General features: G+C 63.3%; 25 protein-coding genes. 12 read left to right on the top strand and 13 right to left on the bottom strand.

All coding sequences use genetic code 11. The features are described 5' to 3' along the window. Positions 1 to 3: 3 nt before the first annotated feature. The gene (locus A5686_RS15350) at positions 4 to 801 is read right to left on the bottom strand and encodes a pyrimidine reductase family protein (protein ID WP_067935709.1); all 798 of its coding nucleotides are present in this window, start codon (positions 799 to 801) and stop codon (positions 4 to 6) included. Between A5686_RS15350 and zapE the strand changes: the two genes are divergently transcribed. Further along, positions 800 to 1,921, top strand: coding sequence for a cell division protein ZapE (gene zapE / locus A5686_RS15345; RefSeq protein ID WP_156750087.1), 1,122 nt, complete (start codon positions 800 to 802; stop codon positions 1,919 to 1,921). The two genes, A5686_RS15350 and zapE, sit on opposite strands and share 2 nt — an antisense overlap. On the opposite strand, the gene A5686_RS15340 is transcribed toward zapE, so the two are convergent. The 3 genes from A5686_RS15340 to A5686_RS15330 all read right to left on the bottom strand — a co-directional run bounded on the left by A5686_RS15340 (position 1,899) and on the right by A5686_RS15330 (position 3,801). Beyond that, on the bottom strand, positions 1,899 to 2,447 hold the full coding sequence (locus A5686_RS15340; protein WP_067935701.1) for a GNAT family N-acetyltransferase: 549 nt from the start codon (positions 2,445 to 2,447) through the stop codon (positions 1,899 to 1,901). The two genes, zapE and A5686_RS15340, sit on opposite strands and share 23 nt — an antisense overlap. Continuing rightward, positions 2,435 to 2,947, bottom strand: a complete 513-nt coding sequence (locus A5686_RS15335; protein WP_156750101.1) for a hypothetical protein — start codon at positions 2,945 to 2,947, stop codon at positions 2,435 to 2,437. The genes A5686_RS15340 and A5686_RS15335 overlap by 13 nt, the downstream gene beginning before the upstream one ends. Before the next feature lie 92 nt (positions 2,948 to 3,039). Further along, entirely contained in the window at positions 3,040 to 3,801 is a 762-nt protein-coding gene (locus A5686_RS15330) for a Clp protease N-terminal domain-containing protein (RefSeq protein ID WP_067935697.1), read from the bottom strand. A 102-nt stretch (positions 3,802 to 3,903) separates the two neighbouring features. Between A5686_RS15330 and A5686_RS15325 the strand changes: the two genes are divergently transcribed. Both A5686_RS15325 and A5686_RS15320 read left to right on the top strand, forming a co-directional pair. Continuing rightward, the gene (locus A5686_RS15325; RefSeq protein ID WP_067935693.1) at positions 3,904 to 4,221 is read left to right on the top strand and encodes a DUF732 domain-containing protein; all 318 of its coding nucleotides are present in this window, start codon (positions 3,904 to 3,906) and stop codon (positions 4,219 to 4,221) included. Positions 4,222 to 4,268: 47 nt separating this feature from the next. Next, positions 4,269 to 4,613, top strand: coding sequence for a DUF732 domain-containing protein (locus tag A5686_RS15320; RefSeq protein WP_067935690.1), 345 nt, complete (start codon positions 4,269 to 4,271; stop codon positions 4,611 to 4,613). Positions 4,614 to 4,682: 69 nt separating this feature from the next. Here A5686_RS15320 and A5686_RS15315 read toward each other — a convergent pair whose 3' ends face one another. The 4 genes from A5686_RS15315 to A5686_RS15300 form a co-directional block, all read right to left on the bottom strand. Further along, positions 4,683 to 5,603: a cation diffusion facilitator family transporter gene (locus tag A5686_RS15315; RefSeq protein WP_067935687.1), complete on the bottom strand. Its 921-nt coding sequence runs from the start codon at positions 5,601 to 5,603 to the stop codon at positions 4,683 to 4,685. Between the two features lie 44 nt (positions 5,604 to 5,647). Then, positions 5,648 to 5,965, bottom strand: a complete 318-nt coding sequence (locus A5686_RS15310) for a hypothetical protein (RefSeq protein ID WP_156750086.1) — start codon at positions 5,963 to 5,965, stop codon at positions 5,648 to 5,650. Positions 5,966 to 6,002: 37 nt separating this feature from the next. Then, on the bottom strand, positions 6,003 to 6,365 hold the full coding sequence (locus tag A5686_RS15305; RefSeq protein WP_067935683.1) for a DUF732 domain-containing protein: 363 nt from the start codon (positions 6,363 to 6,365) through the stop codon (positions 6,003 to 6,005). A gap of 372 nt (positions 6,366 to 6,737) precedes the next feature. Further along, positions 6,738 to 6,956 (bottom strand): hypothetical protein, encoded by a 219-nt coding sequence (locus A5686_RS15300; protein WP_067935679.1) that lies wholly within the window; start codon positions 6,954 to 6,956, stop codon positions 6,738 to 6,740. A 340-nt stretch (positions 6,957 to 7,296) separates the two neighbouring features. Here A5686_RS15300 and A5686_RS15295 point away from each other — a divergent pair, with 340 nt between their 5' ends. Both A5686_RS15295 and A5686_RS15290 read left to right on the top strand, forming a co-directional pair. Beyond that, on the top strand, positions 7,297 to 7,530 hold the full coding sequence (locus tag A5686_RS15295; protein ID WP_067935676.1) for a hypothetical protein: 234 nt from the start codon (positions 7,297 to 7,299) through the stop codon (positions 7,528 to 7,530). A gap of 94 nt (positions 7,531 to 7,624) precedes the next feature. Further along, complete coding sequence (locus A5686_RS15290; protein ID WP_067935673.1) at positions 7,625 to 8,125, top strand: hypothetical protein; 501 nt, start codon at positions 7,625 to 7,627, stop codon at positions 8,123 to 8,125. Positions 8,126 to 8,193: 68 nt separating this feature from the next. Here A5686_RS15290 and A5686_RS15285 read toward each other — a convergent pair whose 3' ends face one another. Then, complete coding sequence (locus A5686_RS15285; protein ID WP_067936199.1) at positions 8,194 to 8,715, bottom strand: hypothetical protein; 522 nt, start codon at positions 8,713 to 8,715, stop codon at positions 8,194 to 8,196. Between the two features lie 146 nt (positions 8,716 to 8,861). On the opposite strand from A5686_RS15285, the gene A5686_RS15280 reads away from it, so the two are divergent. The 7 genes from A5686_RS15280 to A5686_RS26690 all read left to right on the top strand — a co-directional run bounded on the left by A5686_RS15280 (position 8,862) and on the right by A5686_RS26690 (position 15,223). After that, the gene (locus A5686_RS15280; RefSeq protein ID WP_067935671.1) at positions 8,862 to 9,320 is read left to right on the top strand and encodes a universal stress protein; all 459 of its coding nucleotides are present in this window, start codon (positions 8,862 to 8,864) and stop codon (positions 9,318 to 9,320) included. Positions 9,321 to 9,618: 298 nt separating this feature from the next. Beyond that, the gene (locus tag A5686_RS15275) at positions 9,619 to 10,398 is read left to right on the top strand and encodes a hypothetical protein (RefSeq protein WP_197520584.1); all 780 of its coding nucleotides are present in this window, start codon (positions 9,619 to 9,621) and stop codon (positions 10,396 to 10,398) included. Between the two features lie 199 nt (positions 10,399 to 10,597). After that, on the top strand, positions 10,598 to 10,810 hold the full coding sequence (locus A5686_RS26695) for a CsbD family protein (RefSeq protein ID WP_082947645.1): 213 nt from the start codon (positions 10,598 to 10,600) through the stop codon (positions 10,808 to 10,810). Between the two features lie 119 nt (positions 10,811 to 10,929). Next, the gene (locus tag A5686_RS27280) at positions 10,930 to 11,268 is read left to right on the top strand and encodes a hypothetical protein (RefSeq protein ID WP_156750084.1); all 339 of its coding nucleotides are present in this window, start codon (positions 10,930 to 10,932) and stop codon (positions 11,266 to 11,268) included. Between the two features lie 1,132 nt (positions 11,269 to 12,400). Continuing rightward, entirely contained in the window at positions 12,401 to 13,186 is a 786-nt protein-coding gene (locus tag A5686_RS15255; RefSeq protein ID WP_067935657.1) for an SDR family NAD(P)-dependent oxidoreductase, read from the top strand. A 618-nt stretch (positions 13,187 to 13,804) separates the two neighbouring features. Next, complete coding sequence (locus tag A5686_RS15250; protein WP_231986381.1) at positions 13,805 to 14,476, top strand: hypothetical protein; 672 nt, start codon at positions 13,805 to 13,807, stop codon at positions 14,474 to 14,476. Positions 14,477 to 14,947: 471 nt separating this feature from the next. Further along, complete coding sequence (locus A5686_RS26690) at positions 14,948 to 15,223, top strand: WhiB family transcriptional regulator (RefSeq protein ID WP_082947643.1); 276 nt, start codon at positions 14,948 to 14,950, stop codon at positions 15,221 to 15,223. 85 nt (positions 15,224 to 15,308) lie between these two features. Here the strand turns inward: A5686_RS26690 and A5686_RS15245 are convergent, their stop codons facing one another. The 4 genes from A5686_RS15245 to A5686_RS27275 form a co-directional block, all read right to left on the bottom strand. After that, the gene (locus A5686_RS15245; RefSeq protein ID WP_067935654.1) at positions 15,309 to 15,602 is read right to left on the bottom strand and encodes a DUF732 domain-containing protein; all 294 of its coding nucleotides are present in this window, start codon (positions 15,600 to 15,602) and stop codon (positions 15,309 to 15,311) included. A gap of 1,284 nt (positions 15,603 to 16,886) precedes the next feature. Then, entirely contained in the window at positions 16,887 to 17,114 is a 228-nt protein-coding gene (locus tag A5686_RS15235; RefSeq protein WP_067935648.1) for a hypothetical protein, read from the bottom strand. Then, positions 17,111 to 17,440: a YegP family protein gene (locus A5686_RS26685; RefSeq protein ID WP_082947661.1), complete on the bottom strand. Its 330-nt coding sequence runs from the start codon at positions 17,438 to 17,440 to the stop codon at positions 17,111 to 17,113. The genes A5686_RS15235 and A5686_RS26685 overlap by 4 nt, the downstream gene beginning before the upstream one ends. A gap of 816 nt (positions 17,441 to 18,256) precedes the next feature. After that, positions 18,257 to 18,712: a hypothetical protein gene (locus A5686_RS27275; RefSeq protein ID WP_156750083.1), complete on the bottom strand. Its 456-nt coding sequence runs from the start codon at positions 18,710 to 18,712 to the stop codon at positions 18,257 to 18,259. Between the last annotated feature and the right edge of the window lie 239 nt (positions 18,713 to 18,951).

The following is an 18,951-nucleotide window of genomic DNA, read 5'->3' as shown; positions in this document are numbered from 1 at the left end:
TAGCTAGGCCTTGACGTAGCGGGTGTAAAGGTAGCCGGCGTCGTCGGTCAGGACATGGGCACACCGCATCTGGGTGAGCAGCTGGCCCGGGCCTGTCGCGATGCGTCGTGCCTGGCCGCCGACGAGGCAGGGCGCGATCGTCAGACACAGCTCGTCGAGCATGTCGCGCTGCATCAGCGAGTCCAGCAGCATCGGTCCGCCCTCGGTGAGGATGCGGCGCATGCCGAGTGCGCCGAGGGCCGCCAGCAGGGTGGCCTCATCGATCTTCCCGGGATCGCGGGCGGAGCAGTCGAGCACCTCGCACAGGCCGCTGAGCGCACGGCGCGTCTGCTCGGCCGCCGCGGTGCAGGTGAGCACCAGCGGCTGCACCTCAGTGCGGGTGAACACCGCCATGTCCCGGTTGAGGTGGCCCGATCCGGTCACCACTGCCAGCTGCGGGACCTCGCTCTGTCCGCGGGCCTGCCGCCGCTGCCGCGCAGCGACACCGACCTGCGCGCCGGAGTAACCCTCGATCCGCACGGTGCCCGCGCCCACCACGATGACGTCGGCGAGTTCACGCAGCAGGTTGAAGATGAACCGATCGCCCGGACCGCCCATCGCGCCGCTGCTGCCGCCCGAGGTGGCCCCGCCGTCGACGCTGGTGATGAAGTTGGCCCGCACCCACGTCCGGTCGTGTTCAGGATAGCCGTAGAGCCGCGCGAGGTCGCGGTCGTCGAGTCCGCGTACCGAACCGAGCAGAGACAGCGGCGTCTCCGACGTCGCGGAGCTCGCAGAACTCTCGGGGCCGCCAGAGTCGGGCATGAGTCTGATTGCAGCACGCCGCTACAGTTCCTGCATGCACGGGTCCACCTCCGCGGGCGCTTTGGGCGACGTGGCTCACCTGGTGGATCGGCATCCGACGGTGTCGCCGGAACGGCTGATCGCCCAATTGCGACCGCCCCCGACCTTCGCCGAAGTGAGCTTCGCGACGTATCGGCCCGATCCGGCGGAGCCCACGCAGGCCGCCGCGGTGGTGGCGTGTCAGGACTTCTGCCGCCAGGCCGTCGAGCGGCGCGCCGGTCGTCGGAAGCTGTTGGGCCGGCGTGAGATTCTGCCCGGCGTCGGGCTGTACCTGGACGGCGGCTTCGGCGTGGGCAAGACGCACCTGCTGGCGTCGTCCTACTACCAGCTGCCGGGTGAAGGACCGGGCGGGCCACCGGAGGGCCCGGCTCCCAAGGCATTTGCGACATTCGGCGAGCTGACCCAGCTGGCGGGGGTGTTCGGCTTCGTCGAATGCGTCGACCTGCTGGCCAACTACACGGCGGTCTGCATCGACGAATTCGAGCTTGACGACCCGGGCAACACCACGCTGATCTCACGGTTGCTGTCGTCGCTGGTCGAGCGCGGCGTGTCGGTGGCCGCCACCTCCAACACGCTGCCCGAGGAACTCGGTGAGGGCCGCTTCGCGGCGCAGGATTTTCTGCGCGAAATCAACACGCTGGCAAGTATTTTCACCACCGTGCGGATCGAGGGACCCGACTACCGACACCGCGGCCTGCCGCCCGCGCCCCAACCGCTTTCCGACGACGAGGTGGCAGCGCGCGCCGCGCGGGTCGACGGCGCGACGCTCGACGATTTCGGTGCGCTCTGTGCGCACTTGGCCACCATGCACCCGTCGCGTTATCTGACGCTGATCGAGGGGGTCAGTGCGGTGTTTTTGACGGGCGTGCACGGCATCGACGATCAGAACGTCGCGTTGCGGCTGGTGTCGCTGACCGATCGACTCTATGACGCGGGTACCCCGGTAGTGGCCTCGGGTGCCAAGCTGGACAGCATCTTCAGCGAGGAGATGCTAGCCGGGGGTTATCGGAAAAAGTACCTACGGGCCATTTCCCGGCTCCTGGCGCTCACCGTCGCGGCTAACCCAGCTCGCGGAGCATGACATAGTCGCTTTCGACGTCGGTGCCCAGTTGAAAGGTCCTGGTGCCGCCGACGCTGAATCCGCTTTTGACGTAAAAGCGTTGGGCGCGTTGGTTTGCCCGGTTCACGCCCAGCCACACGCATCGAACGCCCCAGTCGGTCGCAACGGCCAGCATGCGTTCCATCAGTGCCGCGGCGGCCCCGCTGGAGTGGCGGTCGGGCAGCACATACATCTTCGACAGCTCGGCCGCCGGGCGGTTGCGCACTGCTCGCTGCACACCGGGGTGATCGGAAACCCCGCGAACCAGCATGGCGTAACCGACAATTCGGCCGCCTTGGTGCGCGGTGACGATGGCGCGATCCGGATCGCTCAGATACTCGTCGAAGCGGTCTGCCGACAGGTCTGCTTCGATGAACGACGCGATGTTGTCCGCGCTCACCGCGGGCGGACATGCCAACGGAAAGGTCTGTGCCGCAACGGCAGCCAGCTCAAGGGCGTCACCGGGGCCCGCCGGCGCGATCTGCAACGTCGCGGTCAGAGGTTCCATTGCGCGAGGTGGTAGCCCGTCTTCTTGTCCAACAGGATGACGGCGGAGACGGGATCGCGGTAAGCGTCCCAGTAGACGCCGCCGCGCACGATCGCCCCGTTTGGGGCATTGACGAGCACATTGTCCAGCGCGTCGGGCGCATCGGAAGCCCGCGGCTTGTAGGCGTCGGCGTTCGGGGTCACGCCGTTGAAATCCATCACGGTCGCCATCACGTACGGGTTGGGCACCCGGATCGCGCGAATGGTCACGTCGGCGCGCTCGACGCTGCTGCCGGGGAAGCCCTTATAGGTGCCTTCGCGCGTGTAGCCGAATCCCGGCGGCGGGTCGCAGGACCCCACCCCGCTCACGGTGACGTCGGCGATGAACGTGCCGTTGTCCACCCTCAGCGTGTCACCGATGTGGCCGATCGGCGCGTCACCGGCCCACGCCCGGGGCATCGGAATTGCGGCGACAGCACCGGCAATGAGAACGGCGGACGCGAGCATCAGCCAGCGGTGCATCTTCGCCATGTCTGGCCTCCTTGGCGTCGTGGCAGGGACCCTCGCATGATCGCACACGCGGAAAGGCCGAAGGGGCGGGTCGGCGACACCGGTCAGCCGTCCGCGGCGGGGCCCGGAGCGACGTTCGGCCCGCCGGCGAGGGATTGCAGCGCCGTGAGCAGATCAGCCTCTACCCGGTCTTTGTCGACGCCGCCTCGGTGCAGCGGTCCGTCCCCGCCCTCCAGCTCCAGCAGCGCGAGCAGTTGGTGCTCGGTGCCGACGTAGTTGTGGCCCAGCCGAAGCGCCTCGCGCACGGCGAGTTCCAGCGCCTTGCGAGCCGGCCCGCTGAACGGAATGAGCTGTGGCGGTTCGCCATCCACACGCAACGCGGTGATCGCTTCGGTCGCGGTGGCACGCAGCGCGCCGGTGTCGACGTTCTGCAGGTGCAGCAACACCGTCGCGAGGGCGGCGGCATCGCTGAGCACACCGAGCAGCAGGTGGTCGGGCGTGATCTCGCTGTTGCACGCTTCGTGCGCCGCGTTCTGGGCCGCCACCACCGCGCCCCGCGCCCGCGGGGTGAAGCGCGCGAACCCTTGTTCGACATCGACGGCGGCGGGCTCGGCGCGCGGCACGAACCGCTTCTGGGCGGCCTGCTTGGTGACGCCCATGCTCTTGCCGATGTCGGTCCAGGACGCTCCGGAGCGGCGGGCCTGGTCCACGAAATGGCCGATCAAATGGTCGGCGATCTCGCCGAGATGCTCGGCGGCCAGGACGGCGTCGGCGAGCTGATCCAATACATCCGGGCGGGTCGCCTTGATGGCGTTGATCAGCTCGTCGAGACGGACCGGGTAGGCGATGCGGATGGGATCGGACATACCGTCAACCGTAAGTTGACGTAGTGTTGGAGTCAACCTTGGGTTGACGCCAGTGCCGAAGGGAGTGCGGACTATTGACCGCTCTGGGAGAATCTGTCAGTCATGAAGCCACTGCTCACGCTGTGTGGTCTGGCCGTCGTGATCGGCCTGGCCGCACCGGTGCACGCCGACAGCACCGACGACTCGTTCATCGCTTCGCTGCGGGCGGCGGGCATCACCTTTTCCGACCCGGGCAAGGCCGTAGGCGCGGGCAAATGGGTGTGCGACACCGTCGGTCAGGGCACGGAGATGCCCGATGTGGTCAAGACGCTGCTGTCCAAGAACTCCGCGCTGAGCCAGGACAAGGCCAACCAGTTCGCCGCCATCGCTGCCAGCACGTACTGCCCGAACACCATCACGACGAGCACGCCGAACGCCTAGTAGGCCGACGTGCCAACCGGCGATGGGTTTGCGACAATCACTGCGTTATGCGATTTCTCCTGGGGCTGACCAGCCTCGCAGCCATGATCGTCCTGGCCGCGCCGGTGCACGCGGACATCGATAACGATCAGGACTTTCTCAAAGACCTCCGCGACGCCGGTATCACCTATCAGGACGGCGGCAACGCGATCACCATCGGCAAGTCGGTGTGTGAGCTGCTCGACGACGGCCAGTCCGACGCGAAGATCGTGACGGACCTGCGTAACCAGAATCCGGCCTTTCAGGGCGCCGGCGCGGCCAAGTTCACCTATCTCTCGGCCGCCCATTACTGCCCGAAGTACATCACCGGCGAGGATCGCGGTCCCAAGCCAGACGGCGCCGCCGGCAACTGAGCCGATCCGGGCCGCGCCCCGTCTCCCCGGCCGTTGTCGTGGTCTTCACCGCGGGATACGCCTGGTCACCTAGGCGGCGCGGGCCGTCCACGTGAAGCTCTGCATCTCCGGGATTTCAGGCGTCAGCGCCGCAGCGACGCTGCGGCCGATCTGGTCGGCCGCCGCCAGCGGGGTGTCGGCGTTCAAAAAGCCTTCCACCTCAACGCGCAGCGTCCGCCCTGTCCACCTGGCCCGGGCGTGCGCATGCGTGACACCGGGGACCGAGGCGGCGACGGCCTCGGCGGTGGTGACAATGTGAGGGTCCACGCCGTCAAGCATGCGATGCGCGATGTCGGCGGTCACCTCCCAGGCGATACTGCAGATGAACCCGGTGACGACGATCCCCGCGACCGCGTCGGCCCAGCCCCAGCCCAGCGCCACGCCGACCAGCCCGACAACCGCGCCTCCCGACGACAACGCGTCCAGCCAGGAATGCTTGGCGTCGGCCACCATGGTCGCCGACCGAATTCGCCTGCCCACCACCAGCTTGTATCGCGCCACCAGCTGATTGCCGATCACGCCCACAACCGCCGCGCCGATGCCCCAACCCACGTAACCGGTGCCGCCGTGGCGAAGCAGCTTGGTGATGCTCTCGGAGCCGGCGACAACGGCACTGCCCCAGATCACCAGGGCCACACCAAGACCGGCGAGGTCTTCGGCACGTTCGTAGCCGTAGGGGTAGCGCTCGGTGGGCAGCTTGCGCGACGCGCGGAAGCCGATGAAGACCAGCGCGCTGGTGGAGACGTCCGACAGGTTGTGTAGCGCATCGCCCAGCAGCGCCACCGAGCCGGACAGCAGCGCGATGACCAACTCGACCAGCCCGGTCAGCGCGAGCCCGACGGCGCTGACGGCAACGGCGCGATTGGCCTGCCGGCGCTCGCCGGCGTCGTCCGCCGCGGTATGCAGGGGAAAGCTTGCCGCCGGGTCGCGGACCCCATTGATCACATGCATACCGCCAGCATGCCCGACTCACCGACGGCCCCCAAGTCTCGCGCTTACGCGCGTTCGTACACGGTCACCCGATCGCGTTGATCCCACCACAGCACCGGTTGACGGGAATCGACCTCGGCAAGTGTGTCTCGAGGATCGGTGCCCGGGTCCAGGTCGCAGCAGACGACACTCCACCCTGGTGAAAATATCTGGTTTGCACAATGTTTCGGGGCATCGATGCCGTTGCGAACGTTACTGGGCAGCCGGCGGATGTGAGCAGGCTGGCTCTCGGCCGTCAGGCGTTGTTTCTGCTCCGCGATCACCGGGTTGAGGGGCGGTCTAGGGGTCGCGTACCCGATTTGCGCAGGGGCGTTGGGCAGCACTGATAGATTGAAATCCGTTGTGCTACAAGAGCTTAGCTCACATGAGCGGCGGCCCAGGCAGCAGCCAGATCACCGAGGGATCGATATCCTCCCTGTATTGCGGGCAGTAGACAGCTATCGACAGACCGACGAAATAGGCGGACTGCTTGACGGAAAGGCTCGTTTGCCTGGCCAGCTGGATTGCCAGCACCGATGCGTTCGGGTTGGTGGCAATGCTGGCGCACACCGTGCGCGCTTTCGCAATGGCATCGTCGTTGTCGGGCATGGTGATTCCGCCCTTGGACAACCCTGCGATGAACGCGTCGTCGCTATCATCCGCTGCCGCCGGGGCCGCGAAGACCAGCGCGGCGGTGGACAAAACAATCGCAGACAAGGTCGGCAACCCACGACCAACCTTCATCGAACTAAACGCCTCCCCTCTGTGCGAGGACCAATCGGCGGGCAATCAAGGACGACTTGAATAAACGATAGTCGCAATGCGTGGGTTCTTATCACAAGCTCGGGGGCCGGCTTGAGAGGTCAGGACGAGCAGTGGGTGGTCTTGCCCCGGCCATCCGGTGACCCCAACGTGGCCAGCGCGTCGTTCGCGGCTGCTGTCGCATCTGGACCCGAGCCGCTTTGAACCGACCGGCGAAGCGGTCGAACGCAACCGATCGCCACGATTGTGGGGATGATTGACCGCATTGTGCGCTCCTTGCGGTGGCAAGCAGAGCGAATTCAGCGCCGCGAAGGTTGACCGCGCGGGCAAATGGGCCGCCCCCGCGCCTACGGGCTACGAATTGTCTTCCGGGTCTTCGGCCAGGTAGGTGACTTCATACCAGCGTCGGGTCCGTTCGGCGTCGTAAGTTTCGGTCGCGGTTGCCACCTCGAGCCGAACATCCGTCAGATGCGGGTTGGCCACGCGGATGCGGTCTTCGAGCTCGGCGTGCAGGGCGGCGCCGGTCAGGCGGACATCCGCGACCGCTCTGCCGGTATATCTCGTCCAACTCACGTCACACATTTTCCTCTGGGACGGCGCCACGTGACATGGCCGGCCCCCGCACCTGCACGCGCGGGCCTTGGGAATGCTTCAGCAACTTATTGGTAACGTCCCTGGGGCGCGGCTACAACTAACGGCGCCGCGGCGTTTTTACCCCCGAGAAGGTCGCTCTGAAAGATACTGGCGTGGCAATGACGAGAATCATCTTCGAACACTCCGCGACCACGGCCAGCTCAGCCCAATGGACCTATGCTGCTGACTGCTGAACCTCGAGCTCGCCCACCTGGTTCAACGAACCGCCGCAAACCGCCGGCGGCACCGCACCAGGTGCCGTGAGAACCAGTGTTTTCCAATGGCTTCGGCCATCTCATCGTGGGACGCTGACGGTTTGACCGTGACCCTCAAACGCGTTGACGAACTGCAGCCTGGCGACAGGATCCGCATGAAGGTCGGGCACGCTACCGTGATAGCGACTGAACCCCTTGACGACGACCGCACCCTGATCACCTTCACGTACGGGACGAAGGGCCCTGCCGACAACGCTCTGACCGTGGACGTCCTCGACGAAGACGAGTGGGGCTGGTAACGCGAACCGCGTGCGCCGAGTCAATCGCCAAGAACCTTGTCGGCGACGGTCCGGCATACGACGATTGAATCGGCACGGCCTCGGAGGAGGGATTATGGCTTCACACTGTTTGAAGAGCCTCGCGGGTTTATCCGCCGCGTCGCTGACGATCGCCCTGTCGCTTCCGTCGACTGCTTTCGCCGACAATCCGTCCTGGAACGGCCAGTACGCGATCACGTTCATGGTCGGCCCCAAGGCCGGCACCAGCATGGCGGTCGGCGATCCGGAAACGCAGCACACCGAGACCTACGGATTCCGCTCGAGCTGCACCAACGGGAAGTGCGTCGCCACCATCGTCAGTGGTCCTCCACCCACCAACCCGACGGTTCCGCAGCCGGTTCAGTTCACCTGGGACGGGAAGTCCTGGTCGCAGGTCACCGACTTCCAATGGGACTGCATGATGCCCGATACCACGATCCAATGGAATCCGGCCCGGGCCGAGGTGCGCTACACGCCCCAACCAGACGGATCGCTCGCGGGGATTATGCACACCGACATCCTCAGCGGCGCGTGCCAGGGGACGATCGACATGGAAATGCGGGCCGAGCGCGTGTGAACCCGCTGTATCAGTATCCCTTGTGGCGCAGCGCTTCTCACCGATCCGATGCCTGGCCGTCGTCACGCTCAGGTGTGAACTTTCCAGCCCGCTAGTGGGGTGGGCGCAGCCGGGGCATCGGGATCATTGAACTCGATATATACGTCGCCTTGGTTGATGTTGCCGGCGTAGGCGATGAACCCGTGGGCGGTTTGGCCGTTGGTGACGCTACCCGTGCGCAGCGGCGGCATCTTGTTGATCTTTTGGTAATCGTTCAGGGACGAGCCTGCCTCCACATCCCTATTCGGGTCCTGCTTCCACGGGGAGGAGGCGGCGGTGACGGACGTCTGGCTGTAGTTGAATGGCACGTCGGACTTGCCGGCAACGGTGAGTTCGATGACGTTGCAACCCCCACCGCCGTAGCAGCCGGACGATACCCAGGTCGCGTTATTGAGTGTGACGTCGGCTGTCGCCGTGCTGTATTCCGTGACGTGAATGGTGGCGCCGGCTTTTGCGGTCGGGAAAGGCGACTGTTGAGCTGTCGGGTCGGCGGCTGCGTGGGGCGCGGTCAACCAGGCTGACAGCCCAAGCGCCGCTGCGAAAGCGCTCACGTGCGCGGATCTGGTCACCGCGCGAAGATAGCGCATCTGTGAAGTCCGGCGGGTCGGGCGCGGGCTGATTCGGCTCGAAAGGTCGGTTGCGGAACAAATCGATTTTCACTCCAATGCGCCCCCGTGGGCCTTACACTGGGCGGGAAATGACCGCCTATAGGACCGTCGTGGTCGGCACCGATGGCTCGGACTCGTCGCTGCGTGCGGTGGAGCGCGCGGGCGCGATCGCCGCGGAGCACGACGCGACATTGATTGTTGTGACGGCGCATACGCCTGTGCGCGAAGAAAAGGGTCGCTACGCTATCCCGCCGGGGAGCGACCACGGCGAGGACTACCGCTTGGTGGGTGAGGCGCCTTACTACGCGATCCTGCAGGACGCCCGGGAGCGGGCGCACAAAGCCGGTGCCAAGAACGTCGAGGAGAAGCCGGTCGTCGGTGCCCCGGTCAACGCGCTGGTGCAGCTGGTCGAAGAGGTGGCTGCCGACCTGCTGGTCATCGGCAACGTCGGACTCAGTAGCGTCGCCGGTCGGCTGTTGGGATCCGTCCCGTCCGAAGTCTCCCGCAGGGCCAAGACCGACGTATTGATCGTCCACACCAGCGGCTGAGGCATCCTTTCGCATCGTTCGGGGTCGGATTACGACGTCCAAGCTCAGCCTGCCGTTCACCAGAATGCGGCAGAATGATGCGCGCCGTGACCGCAGCAGACGGCTGAATTAATCCGCCCGGCCGGTGATGGCGATATTGTTTGGACGTTGGCTAAGCGCCCACACCTGCGATGAGGGGCATGTCCTGATGAACGCGAATGGCGGCAAGCGATACGCGTTCAGGTCGCGCTCTACGGGGTTCCGTCGAGCAATGCCGAATGAACCGTCAAGGGAGTGTGCCACCAATGACAGAAATTCGATGACGGAGCGATATTTAAGAGCCGACGTCAACCTTTCGTGGCATTTGGTCTGGTTGTTCGCGATACTGGAAGGTATCACAGTTCCTTTACTGTCTTTATTCTCGCAGGGTGGACCTAAAGTAGGCCAAGCTTCTCGGACTGCGACTGCTGCTGGACAGTTCGCGGCGTTCGCAAGCAGGATGCTTCTTGTTGGTATCTATGGGTTGGTCATAGGCTTCGTCGGGGCGTCGATAATTTGTTTGTTGTTGAACCGGATCGTTTTTCCAAAAATCAAAATTCGGCTGGGTGATGCGGTCATAGCGCGCGTTCTCAACCCCTTGATCGTGGGAATCTGGGGCGGCGTATTACTAGCAGTCATCTTCTGGATACAGCTATGTATCGCTCATTTTCTTACCTTTCCGTTGGTAGTAAATTTGATGATTTTTGGCTTCGTCTCCGCGGCAGGCAGCGTCCTGCTGACGGGTTCGCTTTATTCTTTCGCGATAAAATTTTTGCCGCACTTGGGGATAGAATTAACTACCGGACAGCAGCGGTTTCTGTTGTTCAAAATTCCAGTGGCGTCGTTTGCTGTCTTGGTCGGAGTCTATGAAGGGCTGGCTGCGCCCATTCTCCAACGCTGGGAACTGGCACCTCAACATAAAGTGTTGATGGCATTGCTGGTGGGGATTTCAGGCGGTGCGTTCAGTAGTTTAATCGTCGTCGCGCTGGCTCATTTAGGCGCGATTAAAAAGCGCATGTGGCTAGATTTTGCCGTGATGGACGAGTCGAGCCACCATTAGGACAAAGCACCGGGTCACAGCCCATTCGCGGTTCAGCACGTCCCCATTCGGCAGCGCATCCGCCACGTCTATGAGAAAGCGGCGGCCAACGTGGTCACCACATCCGCTCGCGCCCACGGTTGCCCAGCGGAGTGGGTCAGGTCGAAATGGGGTAGCCCGTAATAACGCATAGTCCGAACTGGGAGAGAAGGACACGCTGGTGAGCGCTGCGAATAAAGACCGGAACAAGGTGGACCAGGTCACGGGAAAAATCAAGGTCGCGTTCGGCCGCGCGACCAACGATCCAGTGCTGGAGGCTGAGGGCAGAGCTGATCAGCGGGCGGCTCACCTGAGAGACGCGGGTGAAAAGGTCAAGGACGCATTCCGTCCGCGACGGCCCCGTCAGATACCTCGACGGCGTCGACCAAGATAGCCAATTAACTCGCGGGCGAAATCCAGTCAGCCGACAGCGGCGAAGCTGCTGGCGACTTTGCCGGGCAGCCCAGTGCGACGTCAGCGGTGAGTCGTCGCACGCCTGCACTGGTGCGCTCGATGTCCGACCCTTTGTCGCCCACACCATCCGATGCCGCCATTAGAACAACGACATCTGCAGCGCCGAGGCGGCTCAGTTACTTCATCAAGGCCGAGTTTGGTGCCCCAAGGTCGATCGTTATGCAGCCCGACGACCCCAGCATCACACCGGTCAACACCGCGACCAGTGCGGCGCCTTTCAGAATCTTCTTGCTTGCGCTCATCGGTTTCGCCTTTCTGCTGGTAGAGATAACCGTGGCAAAAGCTCCCGCCGGTGAGCTGATGTTATCGCGCTCTTTTGACATGTGCGCAATATTGCGCAAATCGCGCAAACGCTCTTTTAATAACTCGGCGGCGTGAATTCAGCCCCACCACCAAGTCCGTGGATTTGCGATAGGGCTTCGGTGTCCCAAACGCGGTATTCGTCCACCCGGAGATCATGCAGGCTCAAAGGGAAAACAACCGCCGCGGCGTTGCTCCCAGCCGCGTAGAGCTGTTCCGGCCATACCCGCAGGCGACGAGTAACGCTACCAATTCATCAAAGGGACAACGGCTTTGCCGCGCTCCCGGGGTGGGCGACTATCGCCCTGGTCGCACCGTTCCCGCGGACGTCGCCGGCTTGGGAATGATGCGGCGACGTCGAACGCGTCACGGTAAGCCCTGGAGATGCTGATCTGCCGACGCGATGACACCATAAGCGGGTGAGTGGGCAGATCTGCATGGGTTGCGGCCTCAAGACCCGTCGCTCGTATGGTAGGTGGCCGGATCAGCATCCATGGGCGACTGCGGCGTTCGCGGCCCTCGTGAGGGTCGCGAGGAGCGTCGACTCAAACAATCGGGGTCCGACGGCGGCAATGTTGTTGGTGGTACCGGCAACGCTCATCGGCTTGGCCGTGGTCGCTGCGTACCCGCTGGTGTTCGTGCCGTTGTTGATTCTCTTGGGTGTGGCTCTGGTGGTGTTGGTCAGCAACGAGGAAACCAGACGCAACCCAGCGTGTTGGCGCGGAGACTGCCCGGCGATGCACTCCAGTCGATAAGCCGCCAGTCCCTCGAAGTGGCCCGCCGGGACGGGAAATCGAAGTTGCCTGGACGATTTAAGGCTCAGCCTTTCCTGGACTCAGCTCGTTGAACCGCTGCCAGCATACGATCGCTGAGGTCCAGGCATTCTCTTTCCCCCACGCCGCCGTTGACGGAAAACCCGATCTGCCGTATCTGAATAGCGAATCGGCGTAGATCATCACAAAGCTGCTCCACTGACCCCCCTTTTGTGCTGCACGCTTCCACGATAGGTAGTGAACGAGTGTTCGCCCAACCCATAGCAGGATTCTAAACGTGACGTTGGTCACTTCGCCGCATGAGTTCCACTCGATCCTCTGCGCATCATCTGAAGGGGGCAACGGCCCGCGAGGCGCCCACGCAGCACGAGGAAGTGCCGCCACCAGCCGAAGCCACGGAGTAGCGTCATGCGCGCACGGCGGTTGAAGGAGCGCAGATGGAGCTGCATCTGTCGGGAAAGATTGCCGTCGTCACCGGGGCCAGCAAAGGCATCGGTTTCGCGGTGACCAAGGCCCTCGTCGACGCGGGCGCGCATGTGGTAGCCGGGTCACGGACGCCTGGTAAGGGGCTGCCCCTGCTTGAGGAAAGCGGGCAGGTGTCGTATGTGTCGGTGGACCTTACCCAGCCCGGTGCTGCCGAAGAACTGATCGCGGCGGCGAGCCGCCGCGGCGGGATCGACGTTTTGATCAACAACGTCGGCGGCGCCACGGTCCGGCCGGATGGACTCGCCGGCATTTCGGACGACGAATGGCAGAAGTCGTGGGATCTCAACGTGATGGCTGTCGTCCGCCCGACCCGCGCGGCGCTGCCAGAGATCGAGCGGCGCGGGGGCGGTTCGATCGTCATCGTCAGCTCGATCAGCGCCTATTCGCCTGGCCCGAACACCTACGACTACTGCGCCGCGAAGGCAGCCGTCGCCAACTTTGCCAAGGCATTGTCAAAAGATCTGGCGCCGAAAAACATTCGCGTCAATTCGGTCAGCCCGGGCGCGGTGTCGACCGAGAAGTGGATGGAGCGGGGTGGGATGGCCGACGGGTTCGCCGCGGTCAAAGGTCAGACGGCCGACGAGGTCAGGGCGGAGCTCGCAAGCTCCGCGCCAACGGGGCGGTTCACCACTCCGGAGGAGGTCGCCGACCTCGTTGTGTTCCTCGCCAGCGACCGTGCGGGAAATGTCACCGGATCCGACTACCGCATCGACGGCGGATACGTCGCCACCGTTTGATTGCCATCGGCACATCACGCCGCAGCCGTCTTACAGCAGCACACATCCGCCGTGACTATCGATCGCAGCGGCTCGCTCTGCTCGGAGCCGCATGGTGAAGCGCCACCGCCGCCACTCGGAAATCAATGGTCTCGAGTCCGCCGACCGCTCAATTCCACAAAACGCGAGACACCCTGTGGCCCCGGGAATAGCCTCGAACTAGGTACGGGCCCCCCCACTACCTGCACAGATCCCCGGCCCCGCGCCAAACGGTGCCCCGAAAGCGTCGTCGAAGACCTGTCCAATTGGCGGGGATGGTCCTACCTGCAGGGCGGCCCACCGGGGGCCGCGACCACAAAAGGAACATCATGACTCCGACCGATCACCTCGACCGCACCACTGAGCCCAAACTGACGAAATTCGCCGCCAGAATTCTGCTTGCCGCTGGGTTGGCGATGGCGGTGATGGGACTGACCGCGGCCACAGCCAACGCAGACCCCGCCTCGCCGAATCCACCCCGACCAAACCCGACGGCATCTCAAAATCCGCACTCAGAATCGGGCCTCTGTAATCAAACCGGGGCGGTCCCGCGTAACGCCCCGTCGCCGCCCCCTGGCTACTGCGGGTAGGGGTCGACGAATGAACTGGATGACGTTGGTGGGCAACGCGCTCGTACCGCTTGCATCCGTGATTTCGAGCGCCGCCGTCGCGATCTGGACGAAGCGTATCGACGCCAGGAATAAGGTGGCAGACCGCCGTCACGAACGTGTCCTCGATTTCGAGAAGCGGGCGGCCGATGACAAGAAGGCCGTATTGAAGTCGCTGATCTCCGCGACCATATATGTCAAACGCGCGGCACAATACGAGGGGTCCGGCACCGCCGAGGAGATCGCCAGCCAGCGCCGCGCCGAGGCCATCCGAGAGCTGTATGACTTCCGCATGCGGCTGGGCCTCGACGATGGGGTAGCCGAGCTGATGGTCTACGCCGCACCACCGGTGCGTGACGCGGTAAGTCTCCTGCTCGACCAGTGGGATCGTCAGTTCCGCGAGCACGGCTACTCACTGACCCAATTGGATTCATGCAAGCGGCAATTGGCGCAGACCACTGCCTGCCCTGCCCCGCAGGAGGACGTGACCGTGTACTACGAGGGCGAGCTCAAGTGGTCCGAGCTGAGGAAGGTAGAGACGGTGTGGCTGGACAGGTTGGGCCGGGAATCGGATCTCGACCTCGACGCGCTCGTGGACCTGTGCGACCGCACCCTAGAGGCCGCGCACCGGGACTTGCGCGGCGGATACGGGCTTGAGTACTGACTGTCGGACGTCGACGACCCGAGCGTGAACCCCGGGAACACGGGTTAATGGCGTTGCGCTGCAGGGCAACTGCTTGAGTAAAAGCGCCCTCGGCGGCCGCTTTGTTGACCGCCGAGAGCTAGCAGCGCTGGCGGTGCTAGCCCCGCCGCGCTGCTGAACACTGCCTACCCATCCCGCAGCTTTGAAGAAACGTCGCCAGAGTGCGGGTCTGCCAACTCCGGGGTTTGATCATGCAAAAGGTACGCGCGTGCCAGAATCGGGTTGCGCAATCGATGCCGAATCGCATAATTTATGCAACGTGGGTCACGCCACACATCCGGGCCGATGTGGCGCACACCCCAGGCATCAGGGGAGGCGGTCGCAAAATTTTGCGGCCGGCCGGGACGAAGGATCAGCTCGTTGTTAGCAGAAAGACGGGCCGCACGGCCCATAAATCTTGCGCCCGCAAACAGCACGTCGGGCGCTGGGCCCATGGACGATCGCGCTTGGGTATCGAAGGCGCTCTGTAGGGGAACAGATCCCGACGCACTATTTGTGCGGGGGGCCAAACAGCGTGAGGCTGCGGTTATCTGCCGTCGGTGCCCAGTGATGACAGAGTGCGGGGCCGAGGCGCTGGATAACAGGGTTGAGTTCGGGGTGTGGGGCGGCATGACGGAGCGTCAGCGCAGGGCTCTGCTTAAAAAGCATCCCGAGGTGGTGTCGTGGAGGGATTTTCCGACACGCGCGAATGCTCGCTCCGCCGGATAGCAGCCACGAATTGGCGGGGGCGTCAATCGAGCACCGCGTCTGCCACGTCGATTCGGCGGCACGGCATTTTGACTGGCACCGCTAGTCAGGACGGAAACTGCGGGCAGTAGTACTCGATAGCCAGGTCCACGAACGCGGCCGGACTGGAGAAACGCGCGACCCGGTCTGTGTGAGCGATCTCTTCGGTTGCCTGTCCATTCTTCCGGGCCGTGCAGACCCAGTGCGCAGTCTGAATCGGGTCTACCGATAGGGGCACCACGACATTGTTGTCGCGGAGGGCGACCAGGAAGCTGTCATCGTTTGGTGACGCGTTTGCGTGGCCAGGTGTGCAAATGGCGACCGCACAGCAGGCGATGGGAGCGATTATGTGCTTCCTCATGGTCGGTTCCCTTCGTATCTGCACCAATAGTCACCATTGGCGGCCATACCGCGCAACCGCCTTCCTTTTACGGTTCCGCTAGTTCGGATCAGGTCGCAGGTCAACAAACGCGAGGTGCAGTTCGCCAATCCGCCATGGACAAGCGGCGCCGAATCACTAGGCCGCCCTTGAACGCCTAACACAGGTACTCAACTACGCACGCACGAGAGTCCGGATGGGCAGATATCGATTCGTCCCGGACAGCGGCATCGGTTAAAAACGTCGAATACCTTGAGTTCGAAAAGCGGGGACTGGCATGAGCAAAGATGAGCTGACACAGCGAGCCAACCATCTCATGAAAGCGGCGGACCGAGGCGACGCCGACGCGGTTTGGCGACAGGCCGGGGCCGGCGCCAGATCACGTTGGCGTCGGCGCGAATCCTGCGCAACCCAAGGCGATTTCGAGTCAGTCGGCAGCCGCGACGGTGCTGCATCTTTGTCGGCCAGCTGACTTCTGCGTCAGCGCGCAGTCGTCACAGGCGGCTTGCACCGGTGCGCACGATCTACGACCGGGGCAACGTCTGACGGCATGCATGCCGTCGCTGCCGACCTTGGGCGCAGGCGCGACAGTCCTAGGCGCCGCGGCCAGCGAATTACTCTGTTGCGACTTTGGTTGGTCCTCCAAGGTCGATCGTTATGCAGCCCGACGATCCCAGCATCACACCGGTCAGCACTGCGGCCGCTGCAACAGCTTTCAGTATTTTCTTGCTGCTCGCGCTCATCGGTTCACGCCTTTCTGCTTCTAGAGCTACCCAACGGCAAAGAATTACCGTTGGCTAGCTGATGTTATCGTGGTCTTTTGACGCATGTGCAATAATCTGCAAACCGCCGGAAAGACTTTTGGGACCACGGAACTACGCGCGAATGCGACCGCACGTCAACTTCTCGAAACGAATCGTTTGGATCGTGCGGGTTCGACATCGATTGGAAAACCTGATCGAGATCGGGGCAATATGCAGCCTGCGTTGCGTCCTTGAATGCGACCATCTGCGCACCAGGCATCACACCCTGAGCTTGCAACTCACCACGGACTTTTGGCGGAATTGTGAAAATTCTGGCTCCAGAGCAATAGCCTGATCGCTCAGCTCCCGGCGCTCACTCCAGTAGCGCGTCCGCCAGTCGAATCGACGGCAGCCGCCCGCCCCGCTCCCACCCCGCACGGCGGAGCCGCCACAATCTCGATGTCGCGCCGGAGCTTATGGCGAACAGCATCGTCAGCACGTCACGCTGCTTAATCCCGCACGGTTAAACAGTTCCGTAAGCGGGGATCTGCCGGATCTCTTCGCCGATGGCGAGCACTGCGGCGCCGAGCGCCTCAAGGTATTCCGCTTCCTTTAGCTGAAGTGTTGAAGTAGTTGAAACGCCCACGCTCATATGAAATAGGCGAAAAGCGTTCAGGTTTTTCTGTGCTTTGTACTCATCGAGCGCAGAGCGAAGTTGCTCGATGGCGGTGTTTAAGTCATCCTGGCTCATCTTTGCCTCTCCTCCGGTATCGCGGTTCGTGACCCTCTGAGCCTAGGACTGCGTGGCGCGCGACACCGGAGATTGAGGTAAGCGGCACACCGTTGCCTGCCACGCGCAGCGTATTGGTGGCGTGCGAGGCTTGAAGCTGGCGAGCGCGCTAGTTGTGCGCCGACTCCCGTTCGGTCAGGTCCAACATTCGCGGCGGACGCGCTTGTCTTGACGGCCTCAATGCCCTTCTCGGCACTCGCCTTTGTCTTGTAGCCCCGGCCGGCAATGGTCTCGCAGTTGGCGGCCTTTAGGTGGAACCGAAAGTTGCCGGGATGGTCCGTGCTCAAGCCGAGGGTGTCAGTGACGATCAACTTGTGGTACGCGATGAAGTAAGGGGAGCAAATAACGCGTGAAAGAGCGCGGAGGCACTGAGAAACCGGAAGATCTGGGTTGCTGTATCGGTCCGTCGCCCCGCCCAAGTGGCACCGAAGTTCTCTCGCCCGAGTGTGTACAAGGCCCCAGCAGAACCACGAGCTACCAGGAGTGCTTGCAAGGTTCCGATCATGCGTCGGTATGGCTCCTTGGTGGCCGGGTCGCCGCTGGCGCCCGACCGGCCGCTCGTTCGCCAGTGTCAGCGTAGAAGATCCAGCGGGCGCCCCCAGAATGAATTCAGAATCGAGGGCAGGCGCGGCGGCCGGAGTCGATGGTCTCGATGTCGCGCCCGAGCTGTAAGCGCCTCGGGGCGGGGCTCTTAGCCGGATTCGCGGATGTGGCAGGTAGGAGTGCGTCTGCTGTGCGATTCTGCAGGGATGTCCGCTCTTGCGGCCGCTGCTCCTTCTGGGGTGGTGACGTTTCGCTTGGCGAAGTTCGCGGACCCGTTCTGCCCGATCAATGGCCTTTCCCAGACCCGTGGGCTCCTATAGTGAGCACGCACGCTGGCAGCTACCGCTGCGCCGCGTATCGGGTCCCGCCATAGCGGGCACGGCGGTCGCCGGCCTCACACACTATGGCGTGCCCGTCTACCAAGGCACCTCGACGCTGGAAAGTCGACGAAGCGTCGAAAGGCATTGGCGCAGCGAGCGTAAACGGTGAGGGTTCCCCGCATTCCGGCCGCGATAGTCTGCAACGACGGAATGCCACTCGCTCCGTAATGAATTGTCGAATCAGAACGGTGAAACGTTTTCGATGCTGACGAACATTCCGTGCCCGGTTCCATCGTTGGTGAAGCGAGTGCCGTCGCTGCCGGGCAGGATCGTCCAGCCTTGAATGTGGTAGGTCTGGCCGTAGTTGAGGACAAGGTCGTTTTGCGGCTCACCGCCACCGCCAATGTTGCCGTCGTCCCAATTGAAAGCACCTGAGGCATGCGCTACTGCCAGATCTAGATGCAGTCCGGACGGACCCACGGGCGCTTGGGGGAAGCCCGGTCCATGCTCGCAGGCGACTGCTGGGCCTCCATCGTGGCCTTGATCATTGGCCATCACCAGACAGCGCATTACGCCCGACTCAGTCCGAACATATTGCCCTGCATCCGCAATTGCCAACGGCGCGGAAAACGATATTGATCCGATGACGGCCGCGGTGACTACTGCCGAGGCAGCGAAAATTGCACGAAACCCCATGCTCCCAAACCTCGTTATCAGCGGCGGTAGCGTTTGGCGACGTGCCCGATACGTCGAGTAGGAGCGTAAACGCTCGTGCAGCTAGTTACATCAAGATTGGTGAATTCGCTGTCGCTGTGCGCCGTTAGCAGTTGTGAAGCGCGATGTCCTTACCACAGAAGGGTCGTAACCGCGACTCACGACGTAGTTGGCCACGGCGGAAATGCAGTCGCTTTTCTGACTGGTCGTGACAATATCCG

The organism is Mycobacterium sp. E2479 (genome assembly GCF_001667925.1).
In the GTDB taxonomy this organism is placed as follows: domain Bacteria; phylum Actinomycetota; class Actinomycetes; order Mycobacteriales; family Mycobacteriaceae; genus Mycobacterium.
Note: the sequence above shows the minus strand (reverse complement) of the source record. Positions and strands in the feature narration are given on the sequence as shown.

Bases quoted from the DNA above. Each gene is read 5' to 3' on its own strand.
- A5686_RS15305 (WP_067935683.1), bottom strand. From the start codon at position 6,365: ATGAAGGTTGGTCGTGGGTTGCCGACCTTGTCTGCGATTGTTTTGTCC.
- A5686_RS27280 (WP_156750084.1), top strand. From the start codon at position 10,930: ATGTCCGACCCTTTGTCGCCCACACCATCCGATGCCGCCATTAGAACA.
- zapE (WP_156750087.1), top strand. From the start codon at position 800: ATGAGTCTGATTGCAGCACGCCGCTACAGTTCCTGCATGCACGGGTCC.
- A5686_RS26690 (WP_082947643.1), top strand. From the start codon at position 14,948: ATGGACGATCGCGCTTGGGTATCGAAGGCGCTCTGTAGGGGAACAGAT.
- A5686_RS15295 (WP_067935676.1), top strand. From the start codon at position 7,297: ATGGCTTCGGCCATCTCATCGTGGGACGCTGACGGTTTGACCGTGACC.
- A5686_RS15290 (WP_067935673.1), top strand. From the start codon at position 7,625: ATGGCTTCACACTGTTTGAAGAGCCTCGCGGGTTTATCCGCCGCGTCG.
- A5686_RS15335 (WP_156750101.1), bottom strand. From the start codon at position 2,947: ATGCACCGCTGGCTGATGCTCGCGTCCGCCGTTCTCATTGCCGGTGCT.
- A5686_RS15340 (WP_067935701.1), bottom strand. From the start codon at position 2,447: ATGGAACCTCTGACCGCGACGTTGCAGATCGCGCCGGCGGGCCCCGGT.
- A5686_RS15350 (WP_067935709.1), bottom strand. From the start codon at position 801: ATGCCCGACTCTGGCGGCCCCGAGAGTTCTGCGAGCTCCGCGACGTCG.
- A5686_RS15330 (WP_067935697.1), bottom strand. From the start codon at position 3,801: ATGTCCGATCCCATCCGCATCGCCTACCCGGTCCGTCTCGACGAGCTG.
- A5686_RS15315 (WP_067935687.1), bottom strand. From the start codon at position 5,603: ATGCATGTGATCAATGGGGTCCGCGACCCGGCGGCAAGCTTTCCCCTG.
- A5686_RS15255 (WP_067935657.1), top strand. From the start codon at position 12,401: ATGGAGCTGCATCTGTCGGGAAAGATTGCCGTCGTCACCGGGGCCAGC.
- A5686_RS27275 (WP_156750083.1), bottom strand. From the start codon at position 18,712: ATGGGGTTTCGTGCAATTTTCGCTGCCTCGGCAGTAGTCACCGCGGCC.
- A5686_RS15235 (WP_067935648.1), bottom strand. From the start codon at position 17,114: ATGAGCCAGGATGACTTAAACACCGCCATCGAGCAACTTCGCTCTGCG.
- A5686_RS15320 (WP_067935690.1), top strand. From the start codon at position 4,269: ATGCGATTTCTCCTGGGGCTGACCAGCCTCGCAGCCATGATCGTCCTG.
- A5686_RS15325 (WP_067935693.1), top strand. From the start codon at position 3,904: ATGAAGCCACTGCTCACGCTGTGTGGTCTGGCCGTCGTGATCGGCCTG.
- A5686_RS15250 (WP_231986381.1), top strand. From the start codon at position 13,805: ATGAACTGGATGACGTTGGTGGGCAACGCGCTCGTACCGCTTGCATCC.
- A5686_RS15245 (WP_067935654.1), bottom strand. From the start codon at position 15,602: ATGAGGAAGCACATAATCGCTCCCATCGCCTGCTGTGCGGTCGCCATT.
- A5686_RS15280 (WP_067935671.1), top strand. From the start codon at position 8,862: ATGACCGCCTATAGGACCGTCGTGGTCGGCACCGATGGCTCGGACTCG.
- A5686_RS15275 (WP_197520584.1), top strand. From the start codon at position 9,619: ATGACGGAGCGATATTTAAGAGCCGACGTCAACCTTTCGTGGCATTTG.